We start from the raw sequence: 13,736 nt of genomic DNA, 5'->3' as shown, positions 1-13,736 counted from the left end.
GGCATCCGACCGATCGAGTGCTACTCGGTGATGTCGATCTCGACGAAGACCTTCGCGTCGATCGCCGTGCGCACCCGCTCGAGCACCTCGGCGGGCACCGGCGAGTCGACCGTGAGCACGCTCAGCGCCGTGCCGCCGGCCTCGCGGCGGGCGATCTGCATGCCGGCGATGTTGATGCCGGCCTCGCCGAACTCCTGGCCGTAGACCGCGACGATGCCGGGTCGGTCGGTGTAGCTCATGACGATGTGGTGCTTGGCGATCGGCACCTCGAGGTCGTAGCCGTCGATGCCGACGAGCTTCTCGGCCTGCTTCGGGCCGGTCAGCGTGCCCGACACCGACACCTGGGTGCCGTCGGCGAGCGCGCCGCTCAGCGTGATGACGTTGCGGTACTCGGGGCTGTCGGCCTCGGTGATGAGGCGCACCTGCACGCCGCGCTGCTCGGCGAGGAGCGGCGCGTTGACGTACGACACCGACTCGGAGACGACGTTCGTGAAGACGCCCTTCAGCGCCGCGAGCTTCAGCACGCTGACGTCGTAGTCGACGAGCTCGCCGCGCACCTCGACGTCGAGGCTCGTGAGGCCGCCGTGCTCGCCGTGGGCGAGGCCCGAGAACAGCTGGCCGAGCTTCTCGACGAGCGGGATGCCGGGGCGCACGTACGGGTCGATGACGCCGCCGGCGACGTTCACCGCGTCGGGCACGAGCTCGCCGGCGAGCGCGAGGCGCACCGACTTCGCGACCGAGATGCCCGCCTTCTCCTGCGCGTCGTCGGTCGAGGCGCCGAGGTGCGGGGTGACGATGAGGTTCGGCAGGCCGATGAGCGGCGACTCCTTCGGCGGCTCCTGCACGAAGACGTCGAGGGCGGCGCCCGCGATCTCGCCCGAGACGAGCGCGTCGTGCAGCGCCTGCTCGTCGATGAGGCCGCCGCGGGCGACGTTCACGACGTACGCGGTGTTCTTCATCTTCGCGAGCTGCTCGGCGCCGATCATGCCCAGCGTCTCGGGCGTGCGCGGCATGTGGATCGTCACGAAGTCGCTGCGCTCGAGGAGCTCGTCGAGCGAGACCGTCTGCACGCCGAGCTGCTGCGCCCGGGCCGCCGTGATGTAGGGGTCGTACGCGATGACCTCCATGCCGAACGCCTGCAGGCGAGCGGTGATGAGCGCGCCGATGCGGCCGAGGCCGATGATGCCGACGGTCTTCTCGTAGAGCTCGGTGCCGGTGTACGACGAGCGCTTCCACTGGCCGGCCGAGAGCGAGACGTGCCCGGCCGGGATGTGGCGGGCGAGGCTCAGGATGTGGCCGATGGTGAGCTCGGCCGCCGAGATGATGTTCGACGTCGGCGCGTTCACGACCATGACGCCGGCGGTCGTCGCCGACTTCACGTCGACGTTGTCGAGGCCGACGCCCGCACGGGCGACGACCTTGAGCTTGGGAGCTGCGGCGATCGCCTCGGCGTCGACCTGCGTCGCCGAGCGGATGAGGATGGCGTCGGCATCGGCGAGCGACGACAGGAGCGCCGGTCGATCGGTGCCGTCGACCTGACGGATCTCGAAGTCGGGCCCGAGGGCGTCGACGGTGGCGGGCGAGAGTTCTTCGGCGATCAGCACGACCGGCTTTGACACGAACGGTTCCTTCGGAGCGGTGCGCGCGGAAAGGCGCGCGAGGGGAAGCGCCTACGCCAGTGGGGGCGCCGTTACCCCGACAACCCTACTGGAGTGTTGCGCCGCGTCTCGTTCTGTGACGGCCGGCGTCGACGGGCGATCCGACCGGGATCGCGGCCCGCGCGGCACGGAGTGTGCCGCGGGGCCGGATCAGACGACGACGCCGCCGAGCTGCCCGAGCAGCACGGTCAGGCTCAGGAACAGCGCGGCCGAGACGCAGAGGCCCGAGAAGTACAGGGCGACGCGCGCGAGGATGCCCCGCCTCCTCCCCAGCGCGAACGCCGCCGCGAAGCAGCCGAGGGGCGCGACGAGCGCGACGATCATGACGGCCCAGCCGGCCGCCGTGAACGAGAGGCCGATGCCGAGCAGCTGCACGATGCTCTCGACCACCTCCCACACGTCGTACGCGTAGAAGAGCCCGAACGCGACCGCGAGCGCGGCGTCGAGCCAGAGCGGCAGCTTCGGCGAGGGCGCGGATGCCTCGGGCTCGGCGCCTGCGGGAACGGCGGATGCGGCGGCGGTCATGCGGTCACTCCGAAGATGAAGGGCAGCGGAGCCAGCACGACGGCGCCGACCACGAGCCAGACGAGCCGCGAACGGCCGGTGCGCGCGCCGCGCAGTGCGAGCACGAACCAGGTCGGGGCGGCCAGAACGGCGAGCCAGAGGCCGAGGCTGTACATGAAGTCGCCGACGATGCTCGTGCCGGGCGTCGCCGTGCGGAGGGCCGTGATGATCCAGCCGATCGTGTAGAGCAGGTAGACCCCGCCGAGCACGCCGAGCACCACGAGCTCGACCGAGCCGGTCTGGGCGCCGACGGGCTCCGCGGCCTCCCCGTCGCCGTCTTCATCGGTGCCGGCATCGGTGCCGGTCGTCGCGCCGGGGCCGCCGGGCACGGCGTCGACGGCGGCCGACTCGCCCGCGACCCGTGCCGTCTTCTCGCCCCGCTTCAGCGGAGCCGGGTTGCCGACGGCCTTCCAGCCGGGGGCGAGGGTGGCGTCGTCGTCGCCCTCCCAGCGCAGGGCGTCGTCGTCGGCATCGGGGTCGGGGCGCATGGCTCCAGCCTAGCCACGCGGGGGCGAGGCGGGCACCGCCGCGGCGGCCGCGACCGCCGCGACGACGAGCGCGGCATCCGTCTCGTCGAAGCCGTCGACGCCGCCGCCGGGGCCGCTCGCGCCGCCCCGCAGCGCACGGCCGCGCGCCGAGAGGTGCACGGCGTCGACGCCGGCCGCGGCGAGCGCCGCGATGTCGTCGAGCTTCACTCCCCCGCCGGCCATGATCTCGACGCGGCCGGCACCGGCCGACGCCATCTCGGCGAGCGCGCCGAGACCGGCGCGGCAGTCGGGCGCGCCGCCCGAGGTGAGCACGCGCCGCACGCCGCGCCCCGCGAGCGCAGCGACCGAGCCGAGGGGGTCGGCCGAGGCGTCGACCGCCCGATGCACCGTGACGTCGGCATCGCCGGCCGCGTCGACGAAGCGCGCGATCGCGTCGAGGTCGAGCTCGCCCGCCTCGGTGAGCGCACCGACGACGACGCCGTCGGCGCCCGCCGCGACGACCGACCGGATCTCGCGGAGGATCGTGCGCTGCTCGTCGGCGTCGTACACGAAGCCGCCGCCGCGCGGGCGCACGAGCACGTGCACGAAGCCCGCCGCCGCTGCGTCGCGCGCCGCGTCGACCGCGGCCTCGACGAGCCCGGCCGAGGGCGTCAGCCCGCCGAGGCCGAGGGCCTGGCAGAGCTCGATGCGTGCGGCACCGGCCTCGAGGGCGATGCGCGTGCCCGCGGCATCCTGGACGGCGATCTCGACGGGGAGTGCGGGGGCGGCCATTCTCGACAGCGTAGCGGTCGCGGCGAGCCGCCGAATGCGCAGCTGCCGTCCGACGCCGTCGATCGCGCACGCGTCGCGAGGCCTCGGAGGCGACCCCCGCGGCCGGGCGGGAGGCCGACCCGGGCTCGGGCACGCAGCGACGACGGCCCGCCCCGAGTGCCGGGCGGGCCGTCGCGCATCGTGCTGCTGGTTCGGGGCCTGCGGGCCCCGACGGCTCAGAACACCGGCACCCCGTTGCGCACGAGCCTCCAGTTCACGACGTGGAAGTCCTGCGGATCGATCGTGCCCTGCGCCGACGCGTACGCGACGATCGCCTCGCGGATCGCGACCTGCGCGTTGTAGACGACCGGTGCCGTCGCGATGTGCGGGAACCCGCCGCCGCCCGACTGCCGGTAGTTGTTCACCGCGACGAGGAACCGCTGGTCGTCGGCGACCGGTGCGCCGTCGTAGCTGAGCGGCGAGATGCGCTGCCCGACCGGCTTCGAGAGGTCGATCGTGTACTCGACGCCGGAGAACTGGTCGTAGTTGTAGTCGGGGGTGAACGCCGACCTCGGGGTCGGGGCGTTCGTCCACGCGGCCGGGTCGACCGGGGCGTCGGGTGCGACCGTCTTGAAGTACTCGGCCGAGAACTCGAGGTAGTCCCTGATCTGCTTCCCGGTGAGGATCGAGGCCAGGAGGGTGTTGTCGTAGATGTACAGGCCCGCGACGTCCTTGATGGTCACCGCCCCCTGCGGGAAGCTCGCAGCGCGGTTGAACGGTGCGGCGATCGAGACGATCGGCAGGGATGCCTCGGCGGTGCCCGCGACGGCGGCGCGAACGGTCTCGACCTGCACGTGGTTGACGTAGTCGAGGATCGCCGTGTCCTTCCAGCACGACTCGGCGGCGAGCATCTCCGCGGTCGAGGTCGCGACCTCGGAGTTCATGTAGTCGACGACGGCGTCGTGCTGGTCGCGCACGAGCGCGACGAACTCGGGGTCGTCGACGACGGTGTTCGCGTTCAGCAGGTACGCCTTGTGCTCGACGACCGACCACTTGCCGCGCGCGTAGCTGAGGTCGAGGTCGAACACGCTGAGCCGCTGGCCCCAGTTCTTCGGCTCGCTCATGATGACCTCGTCGCCGGTCACGAGGTTCTTCACGAGCCGCTCGGGGATCTCGGCGTGGGCGTGCCCGAAGAGGATCACGTCGACGTCGGGCACCTGCTCGGCGACGAGCTTCGCCGCGTTCTCGATCGGCAGCTCGGAGCCGTAGGTCGACAGGCCGCTCTCGCCCGAGTGCGCGCTCACGACGATGATGTGGGCGCCCTGCGCCTTCATCACCGGGACCCACCGCTTCGCGGTCTCGACGAGGTCGAGCACCTCGACCCTGCCCGAGACGTTGGCCTTGTCCCAGATGACGACGCCGGGGTTCGTGAGGCCGAGCACGCCGACCTTGACCGGCGGGTGGCCCTTCGCGACCTTCAGCTGGGTGATCGTGTACGGCGTGAACCGCGGCACCTTCGTCTCGGCGTGCACGGCGTTCGCGGCCAGCACCGGCGCGTCCATCTGCGAGATCCAGTGGTCGAGGAAGTCGAGGCCGTAGTTGAACTCGTGGTTGCCGAGGGCGACCGCGTCGTACTCGAGCGCGTTCATCTGGGCGGCCACCGGGTGCATCGCGCCCGACTCGGTGACCGGCTCGACCGTCGCGTAGTAGAAGCCGAGCGGGGTGCCCTGGATGGTGTCGCCGGCGTCGAACAGGAGCGTGTTGCCCCGGCCGCGGTCGGCGCGGACCTGCTTGACGAGGCTGGCGACGCGGGCGAGCCCGACGGCGTTCGTCTCACGCGTCGGCGACCCGTCGTAGTACGCCGCGTCCTTGTAGTAGTCCCAGTTGACGACGTTCGCGTGCAGGTCGCTCGTGCCCATGATCGTGATCTTGGCCCTCGTGCCGTTCGTCGCGGCCGTCGCTGGGGCGGCCGACCAGCCGGCCGCCGCGAGCGCGGTCGCGGCGCTCGCGCCGATCAGCACGTTGCGTCGGGTGAAGCCGGAGTGCGTGTGGCCGGCTTCGTCGTCGGACACGGCGCACGAGCACCAGCGGGGAACGGGGTCGGGTCGGTGGTTCGAGAGTTCGCTCATGGCACAGAATGCGACCACGATCGGATGCCTCGGTGCAAGGGCTTGCAGCCGAATTCCGCCTGCTCATTCGCGCACGACGACGAACGGCCCGCCCCGGATGCGTCCGGGGCGGGCCGTCGTGGTCTCGATACGGCGCCGCGCGCCTACTCGACAGACGCGAGCGTCAGCGAGCGACCTCGCCGTCGACGTAGTCGTCGTCGTCCGACGAGTTCCACGCGAAGAGCTTGCGGAGGTCGCGACCGGTGGTCTCGATCGGGTGCTGCTCGCCCTTGGCGCGGAGCTCGAGGAACTCCTTCTGGCCGTTGTCCTGGTCGGCGATGAAGCGCTTCGCGAAGGTGCCGTCCTGGATGTCGGCGAGCACCGCCTTCATGTTCTCCTTGACCGACGGGTCGATGACGCGCGGGCCCGACACGTAGTCGCCGTACTCGGCCGTGTCGGAGACCGACCAGCGCTGCTTGGCGATGCCGCCCTCCCACATGAGGTCGACGATGAGCTTCAGCTCGTGGAGCACCTCGAAGTAGGCGATCTCGGGCTGGTAGCCGGCCTCGACGAGCGTCTCGAAGCCGTACTGCACGAGCTGCGAGGTGCCGCCGCAGAGCACGGCCTGCTCGCCGAACAGGTCGGTCTCGGTCTCTTCGGTGAAGGTCGTCTTGATGACGCCGGCGCGGGTGCCGCCGATGCCCTTCGCGTACGACTTCGCGAGCTCCCAGGCGGTGCCGGTCGCGTCCTGCTCGACGGCGATGATGTCGGGGATGCCGCGGCCGGCGACGAACTCGCGGCGCACCGTGTGACCCGGCGCCTTCGGCGCGACGAGGATCACGTCGACGCCCGCGGGCGCCTCGATGTAGCCGAAGCGGATGTTGAAGCCGTGGCCGAAGACGAGCGCGTTGCCCTCGACGAGGTTGTCGCGCACCGACTCCGCGTAGATGTGGCGCTGGTACTGGTCGGGCGCGAGGATGACGACGACGTCGGCCCAGGCGGCCGCGTCGGCGACGTTCTTGACCTCGAAGCCGGCTTCTTCGGCCTTCTGGATCGACTTCGAGCCCTCCTTGAGGCCGATGACGACCTCGACGCCCGAGTCGCGCAGGTTCTGCGCGTGGGCGTGGCCCTGCGAGCCGTAGCCGATGACGGCGACCTTCTTGCCCTGGACGATCGAGAGGTCGGCGTCCTGGTCGTAATACATCTCAGCCATTGCTGTTTCTCCTTGGTGTGGGTTGCGTGAGGGATGCTTCGGCGCGCGCCGCGGCATCCGTTTCAGTTCTTGAAGACGCGCTCGGTGATCGACTTGCCGCCGCGGCCGATCGCGAGGAGGCCCGACTGGGCGATCTCCTTGATGCCGTAGGGCTCGAGCACCTTGAGCAGCGCCTGGGTCTTGCCCGAGTCGCCCGTGACCTCGATCACGAGCGCGTCGGTGGCGACGTCGACGACGCGGGCGCGGAAGAGGTTCACGGCCTCGAGCACCTGCGAGCGGGTCGTGTTGTCGACCCGCACCTTGATCAGCAGGTGCTCGCGCTGCACCGACTGCGCGGGGTCGAGCTCGACGATCTTGATGACGTTGATCAGCTTGTTGAGCTGCTTGGTCACCTGCTCGAGCGGCAGCTCCTCGACGTCGACGACGACCGTGATGCGGCTGAGGCCGTCGATCTCGGAGTGGCCGACCGCGAGCGACTCGATGTTGAAGCCGCGGCGGGCGAAGAGGCCCGCGACGCGGGTGAGCAGGCCGGGCTTGTCCTCGACGAGGAGGGAGAGCACGTGGGTCGACATGGTCAGTCCTCCTCGCTGAAGGCCGGCGCGTGATCGCGGGCGTACTGGATGTAGCTGTTCGACACGCCCTGCGGCACCATCGGCCACACCATCGCGTCGGCCGAGACCACGAAGTCGATCACGACGGGGCGATCGTTCGTCTCGAGCGCGAGCTTGATCGCCGCGTCGACCTCCTCCTTCTTCGTCACGCGGATGCCGAGGGCGCCGTACGCCTCGGCGAGTGTGACGAAGTCGGGGATGCGCACGGTGTCGTGACCGGTGTTCAGGTCGGTGTTCGAGTACCGGCCGTCGTAGAACAGGGTCTGCCACTGGCGCACCATGCCGAGCGAGGAGTTGTTGATGACCGCGACCTTGATCGGGATCTTGTTCAACGTGCAGGTCGCGAGCTCCTGGTTCGTCATCTGGAAGCAGCCGTCGCCGTCGATCGCCCAGACCACGCGGTCGGGCTCGGCGACCTTCGCGCCCATGGCCGCGGGGACCGCGTAGCCCATGGTGCCCGCGCCGCCAGAGTTCAGCCACGAGTTCGGGCGCTCGTACTTGATGAACTGCGCCGCCCACATCTGGTGCTGGCCGACGCCCGCGGCGTAGACGCCCTCGGGGCCGGTGAGCTGGCCGATGCGCTCGATCACGTACTGCGGGGCGAGCAGCCCGTCGCGCGGCTCGGTGAAGCCGAGCGGGAACTCGCTGCGCAGGCCGTCGAGCGTCGCCCACCACTCGTCGAGGTCGGGCGTCGTCTCGCGCGTCGCGTCGCGGTAGGCCGCGGTGAGGTCGACGAGCACGTCCTTCGCGTCGCCGACGATCGGCACGTCGGCCGTGCGGATCTTGGAGATCTCTGCGGGGTCGATGTCGACGTGCACGACCTTGGCGTTCGGCGCGAAGAGCGCCGCCTTGCCGGTCACGCGGTCGTCGAAGCGGGCGCCGAGCGCGACGATGAGGTCGGACTCCTGGAGCGCCAGCACCGCGGGCACCGTGCCGTGCATGCCGGGCATGCCGAGGTGCTGCGGGTGCGAGTCGGGGAACGCGCCGCGGGCCATGAGCGTCGTGACGACCGGCGCCTTCGTCGTCTCGGCGAGCGTGCGCAGCTCCTCGGAGGCCCGGGCGCGGATCACGCCGCCGCCGACGTACAGCACGGGGCGCTTCGCCTCGGCGATCAGCTGGGCCGCGGCCGCGACCTGCTTGCCGTGCGCCTTCGTGATCGGGCGGTAGCCGGGCAGCTCGACCTTCGGCGGCCAGCGGAACGAGAACTTCGCCTGCTGGGCGTCCTTCGTGATGTCGACGAGCACGGGGCCCGGCCGGCCGGTCGTCGCGATGTGCACCGCGGCGGCGATCGTGGCGGGGATCTCCTCGGCGTCCTTCACGAGGAAGGAGTGCTTGGTGATCGGCATCGTGATGCCGACGATGTCGGCCTCCTGGAACGCGTCGGTGCCCATGAGCGTCGAGAACACCTGCCCGGTGATCGCGAGCATCGGCACCGAGTCCATGTGCGCGTCGGCGATGGCGGTGACGAGGTTCGTCGCGCCGGGACCGGAGGTCGCGATGGTGACGCCGAGCTTGCCGCTCGAGGCGGCGTAGCCGGTGGCGGCGTGACCGCCGCCCTGCTCGTGGCGCACGAGGATGTGGCGGAGCTTCTTGCTCTCGAAGAGCGGGTCGTAGACGGGGAGGATGGCGCCGCCCGGAAGTCCGAACACGTCGGTGATGCCGAGCATCTCGAGCGAACGGACGACCGCCTCGGCACCCGTGATCTCCACGGGTGCGCCTGGCGGCACTGCAGCGGGCGACGGCACGGGGTTCGATTCCGTGGTCATTCGATTCCTGTTCTGGTGGGCGATGGGTGCGGGAAGCGCAGCGCTCAGCCCGTCGTGGCGCCTTCGGCGGCGGAACGCACGAGCTTCGAGTACTTCGCGAGAACGCCTCGGGTGTAGCGCGGGGGAAGCGGAGCCCAGCCTTCACGGCGGGCGGCCAGCTCGGCCTCGTCGACAAGTAGGTCGATGGACCGGGCTGCGATATCGACCCGAATAAGATCACCATCGCGCACGAGAGCAATAGGACCTGCGTCTACTGCTTCGGGTGCCAGATGGCCGATGCACAGGCCGGTTGTGCCGCCTGAGAATCGACCGTCCGTCAAGAGTAGTACATCTTTTCCGAGACCTGCGCCCTTGATGGCCGCGGTGATGGCGAGCATCTCGCGCATGCCGGGCCCGCCCTTCGGCCCCTCGTAGCGGATCACGACGACATCGCCGTGCTTGATCTCGCCGTTCGTCAGGGCGTCCATCGCGCCGCGCTCGCGCTCGAACACCCGCGCGGGGCCCTCGAACACGGCGGCGTCGAAGCCGGCCGTCTTCACGACCGCGCCCTCGGGCGCGAGCGTGCCGTGCAGGATCGTGAGGCCGCCGGTCTCGTGGATCGGGTCGTCGAGGGTGTGCAGCACCTCGCCGTCGAGCGGGGGCAGGTTCATCTCGGCGAGGTTCTCGGCCATCGTCTTGCCGGTCACGGTCAGCACGTCGCCGTGGAGCAGGCCCGCGTCGAGCAGGGCCTTCATGAGCACCGGCACGCCGCCGCGGCGGTCGACGTCGTTCATGACGTACTTGCCGAAGGGCTTGAGGTCGCCGATGTGCGGCACCTTCGACCCGATGCGGTTGAAGTCGTCGAGCGTGAGGTCGACCTCGGCCTCGCGGGCGATCGCGAGCAGGTGCAGCACGATGTTGGTCGAGCCGCCGAGCGCCATGCCCACGGCGATCGCGTTCTCGAACGCCTTCTTCGTCAGGATCTGCCGGGCCGTGATGCCCTTGTTCAGCAGGTTCACGACGGCCTCGCCCGAGCGGTGCGCGTAGTAGTCGCGGCGGCGGTCGGCCGAAGCGGGCGACGCCGAGCCCGGCAGGGAGAGGCCGAGCGCCTCGGCGACGGAGGCCATGGTGTTCGCGGTGTACATGCCGCCGCAGGCGCCCTCGCCGGGTGCGAACGCGCACTCGATGCGCTTCGCGTCCTCCTCGGACATGGTGCCGGCCTTGACCGCGCCGACCGCCTCGAAGGAGTCGATGATCGTGATGTCCTTCTCGGTGCCGTCGGACAGGCGGACCCAGCCGGGGGCGATCGAGCCGGCGTAGAGGAAGACGCTCGCGAGGTCGAGGCGGGCCGCCGCCATGAGCATGCCCGGGATGGACTTGTCGCAGCCGGCGAGCAGCACCGAGCCGTCGAGGCGCTCGGCCTGCATGACGACCTCGACCGAGTCGGCGATGACCTCGCGCGAGACGAGCGAGAAGTGCATGCCCTCGTGGCCCATCGAGATGCCGTCGGACACCGAGACGGTGCCGAACTGCAGCGGGTAGCCGCCGCCGCCGTGCACGCCCTCCTTCGCGGCCTGCGCGAGCCGGCCGAGCGAGAGGTTGCAGGGCGTGATCTCGTTCCACGAGCTCGCGATGCCGATCTGGGGCTTGTCCCAGTCGGCATCGCCCATGCCGACGGCTCGGAGCATGCCCCGGCTCGTCATGGCCTCGATGCCATCGGTGACAGTACGACTACGCGGTTTGGGATCGAACTCCGACATGCGTCGAGTCTATGGCCAGCGCGAGGGGCCCCCGCGCTGTGTGTCACGCTCGTCCGCGAGGCGCTCGAGGAGCTCGGCGACGTCCTCGGGGCTACGCACCCGGTGGGCCGCCAGCGACTTGCCCTGGCCGACCTTCACGCCGAGGTCCTCGTCCTGGAGCGCTGCGAAGGCGTCCTCGTCGGTGACGTCGTCGCCCACGTAGACGACCGCACTGGCGCCCGCGTGCTGCCGCAGCCGGGTGAGCGCCTCGCCCTTGTCGCTCGGCCGCACCGAGAACTCGACGACGCCCTTGCCGCTGCGCATCGTCAGCTCGGGCAGCTCCCGGCCGACGCGCTCGCGCGCCGCGCGCTGCACCTCGCTGCCCCGCGCGGCCTGGGCGACCTTGCGGGTGTGCAGGGCGAGGCCCGCGGGCTTCTGCTCGACCCAGGCCCCGTCCTCGCTCGCGGCGATCTCGCCGAGGAGGTCTCCGAGCCGCTCGAGGTCGCCGAGCTCGCTGTCGCGCAGCTCGATCATGACCTCGCCGCCGTCGAGCTGCAGCTCGACGCCGTGCGAACCGCTCAGCAGCGCCCCGTGCGGCGGCTCGGCGACCTCGCGGAGGCTCCCGAGCGCGCGGCCCGAGACGATCGCCACGCGGGTGTCGTCGGCGGAGGCGAGCCGCTCGACGGCGGCGAGGGCGCGCCGGGTCGCCCGCGCGTCCTCGGGGCGGTCGACGAGCGGTGCGAGGGTGCCGTCGAAGTCGAGCGCGACGAGCAGCCGCTCGGTGCCGGCGATGCGGCGCATCGCCGACGTGAGCGAGTCGGGCACGCCGGGCTCGATGATCCCCGCGCCGGTGAGCGTCTTCAGGAACGTCGCCGACCAGTTCGCGACGTCGTTCTCGCGGACCCGCCTGCGCAGCGCCCGCATGCGCCGGGCCCGCTCGCGCTTGGGCATCGACGCCGCCTCGACGATCGCGTCCTTCAGGCCCTCGATGTCGTGCGGGTTCACCAGCACGGCCTGGCGCAGCTCGTCGGAGGCGCCGGTGAACTCGCTGAGCACGAGCACCCCGTCCTCGTCGAAGCGGCAGGCGGCGTACTCCTTCGCGACGAGGTTCATGCCGTCGCGGAGCGCCGTGACGAGCATGACGTCGGCGGCGAGGTAGAGCGCCACCATCTCCTCGCGGGGGTAGCCGTGGTGGAGGTACGCGATCGCCTGGTGCCCGAGGGTCGAGTAGTCGCCGTTCAGCCGGCCGACCATGAGCTCGATCTCGTCGCGGAGCTGGCGGTACGTCTCGACGCGTTCGCGCGACGGGCTCGCGACCTGCACGAGGGTCGCCTGCTCGACCGAGAGCCGGCCGTCGCGCAGCAGCTCGCCGAACGCCTTCAACCGGTGCCGGATGCCCTTCGTGTAGTCGAGCCGGTCGACGCCGAGCATGATCGTCTCGGGGTTGCCGAGGCTCTCGCGGATCTCGCGCGCACGCGCCTGCACCTCGGGGCGCCGGGCGATCTCCTCGAAGCCCGCGGCGTCGATCGAGATCGGGAAGTGCCGGGCGACGACGTGCCGCACCTCCCCCGAGGCATCCGGCACGTCGATGACGCTGCCGCGCGTCGCGTAGCCGAACAGGCGGCGCACCGCGCGCGAGAAGTTGCCCGCGTCGGCGGCGCGCTGGAAGCCGATCACGTCGGCGCCGAGCAGTCCGTCGACCACCTGGCGGCGCCAGGGCAGCTGCGAGTAGATGCCGTATGCGGGGAACGGAATGTGGTTGAAGAAGCCGATGACGAGATCGGGGCGGGTCTCGCGGAGCATCCGCGGCACGAGCTGCAGCTGGTAGTCCTGCACCCAGACCACCGCGCCGGGCGACGCGGCCCGCGCGGCGGCCTCGGCGAAGCGCCGGTTGACGCGCACGTATGCGTCCCACCACTCGCGGTGGAACGAGGGCGGGGCGATGACGTCGTGGTAGAGCGGCCAGAGGGTGTCGTTCGAGAAGCCCTCGTAGTACTCCTCGAGCTCCGACTCGCTGAGCGGCACCGGGATGATCGAGATGCCGTCGTGCTCGAACGGGTCGAACTCGCGATCGGCGACCCCCGCCCACCCGATCCAGGCGCCGTCGGCGGCGCGCATGACCGGTTCGAGCGCGGTGACGAGTCCGCCGGGCGAGCTCCGCCACTGCGTCTCGCCGTCGGGCCCGGCCTGGTAGTCGACGGGCAGGCGGTTCGAGACCACGATCATGTCGTAGGCGGCATCGACGTACAGGTCGTCGCGTGATGGTTCGGGGGCGTTCATAGAGCGGATGTCCCTCCTCGCGCTGTCCTTCAGGCTAACAGTGCGATGTCGGCGGTCAGTGCGATCGTCGGGGCATGGAGATCACACGCTTGCAACCCGTCGGGCTCGTCGTGAGTCCCGCATTCAGCCACGTCGCCGTCGTGCCGCCGGGGGCGACGACGATCTACCTCGGGGGCCAGAACGGCGTCGACGAGACCGGCGCGGTCGTCTCCGACGACGTCGCCGCGCAGTCGGTCCGCGCGGTCGACAACGCCGAGATCGCGCTCGAGGCCGCGGGCGCCCGCCTCGCCGACGTGGTGCAGTGGACGGTGCACATCGCCGAGGGCGCCGACCTCGGCGCGGCGTACGGCGCGATCGCACCGCGACTCGCGGGGCCGGGCGCCCCACCCCTCGTGACGGCCGCCGTCGTGCGCGCGCTCGGCGTGCCCGGCGCGCTCATCGAGGTGAGCGCGATCGCGGCGCTGCCGCCGTCCGAATAGCGCAGCGCGACGAGCGCGGCGCCCGGTCGGTCGAGCACGACAGCGCGCATCGAGACCACTTGACGTGATCCCGACGCGCTCCGTCGTCAGGAGCCGGCCGA

11 protein-coding genes are annotated in these 13,736 nt (G+C 71.1%); 1 reads left to right on the top strand and 10 read right to left on the bottom strand.

Annotated features, from left to right (window positions below; genetic code table 11):
- Positions 1-20: 20 nt before the first annotated feature.
- The 10 genes from serA to ACFVSL_RS09700 all read right to left on the bottom strand — a co-directional run bounded on the left by serA (position 21) and on the right by ACFVSL_RS09700 (position 13,156).
- Positions 21-1,619 (bottom strand): phosphoglycerate dehydrogenase, encoded by a 1,599-nt coding sequence (gene serA / locus ACFVSL_RS09745; protein WP_386940560.1) that lies wholly within the window; start codon positions 1,617-1,619, stop codon positions 21-23.
- Positions 1,620-1,808: 189 nt separating this feature from the next.
- Positions 1,809-2,183, bottom strand: coding sequence for a hypothetical protein (locus tag ACFVSL_RS09740; RefSeq protein ID WP_386940559.1), 375 nt, complete (start codon positions 2,181-2,183; stop codon positions 1,809-1,811).
- Complete coding sequence (locus ACFVSL_RS09735) at positions 2,180-2,710, bottom strand: DNA polymerase III subunit gamma/tau (RefSeq protein WP_386940558.1); 531 nt, start codon at positions 2,708-2,710, stop codon at positions 2,180-2,182. The genes ACFVSL_RS09740 and ACFVSL_RS09735 overlap by 4 nt, the downstream gene beginning before the upstream one ends.
- Positions 2,711-2,719: 9 nt before the next feature.
- Entirely contained in the window at positions 2,720-3,481 is a 762-nt protein-coding gene (locus ACFVSL_RS09730) for a copper homeostasis protein CutC (protein ID WP_386940556.1), read from the bottom strand.
- 215 nt (positions 3,482-3,696) lie between these two features.
- The gene (locus tag ACFVSL_RS09725; RefSeq protein ID WP_386940555.1) at positions 3,697-5,589 is read right to left on the bottom strand and encodes a bifunctional metallophosphatase/5'-nucleotidase; all 1,893 of its coding nucleotides are present in this window, start codon (positions 5,587-5,589) and stop codon (positions 3,697-3,699) included.
- A gap of 163 nt (positions 5,590-5,752) precedes the next feature.
- Positions 5,753-6,838, bottom strand: coding sequence for a ketol-acid reductoisomerase (gene ilvC, locus ACFVSL_RS09720; RefSeq protein ID WP_386940554.1), 1,086 nt, complete (start codon positions 6,836-6,838; stop codon positions 5,753-5,755).
- Positions 6,839-6,843: 5 nt separating this feature from the next.
- Positions 6,844-7,353 carry an acetolactate synthase small subunit gene (gene ilvN, locus ACFVSL_RS09715; protein WP_386940552.1) on the bottom strand — a complete coding sequence of 170 codons (510 nt, stop codon included), beginning with the start codon at positions 7,351-7,353 and terminating at the stop codon, positions 6,844-6,846.
- A gap of 2 nt (positions 7,354-7,355) precedes the next feature.
- The gene (locus ACFVSL_RS09710; protein WP_386940550.1) at positions 7,356-9,158 is read right to left on the bottom strand and encodes an acetolactate synthase large subunit; all 1,803 of its coding nucleotides are present in this window, start codon (positions 9,156-9,158) and stop codon (positions 7,356-7,358) included.
- Between the two features lie 44 nt (positions 9,159-9,202).
- Positions 9,203-10,897 (bottom strand): dihydroxy-acid dehydratase, encoded by a 1,695-nt coding sequence (gene ilvD / locus ACFVSL_RS09705; protein WP_376947712.1) that lies wholly within the window; start codon positions 10,895-10,897, stop codon positions 9,203-9,205.
- A gap of 9 nt (positions 10,898-10,906) precedes the next feature.
- Complete coding sequence (locus ACFVSL_RS09700; protein ID WP_386940548.1) at positions 10,907-13,156, bottom strand: bifunctional alpha,alpha-trehalose-phosphate synthase (UDP-forming)/trehalose-phosphatase; 2,250 nt, start codon at positions 13,154-13,156, stop codon at positions 10,907-10,909.
- A gap of 74 nt (positions 13,157-13,230) precedes the next feature.
- On the opposite strand from ACFVSL_RS09700, the gene ACFVSL_RS09695 reads away from it, so the two are divergent.
- Positions 13,231-13,635, top strand: a complete 405-nt coding sequence (locus ACFVSL_RS09695; RefSeq protein WP_386940547.1) for a RidA family protein — start codon at positions 13,231-13,233, stop codon at positions 13,633-13,635.
- Positions 13,636-13,736 lie beyond the last annotated feature (101 nt).

Source organism: Agromyces sp. NPDC058064 (assembly GCF_042885275.1).
Classification (GTDB): Bacteria; Actinomycetota; Actinomycetes; order Actinomycetales; family Microbacteriaceae; genus Agromyces.
Note: the sequence above shows the minus strand (reverse complement) of the source record. Positions and strands in the feature narration are given on the sequence as shown.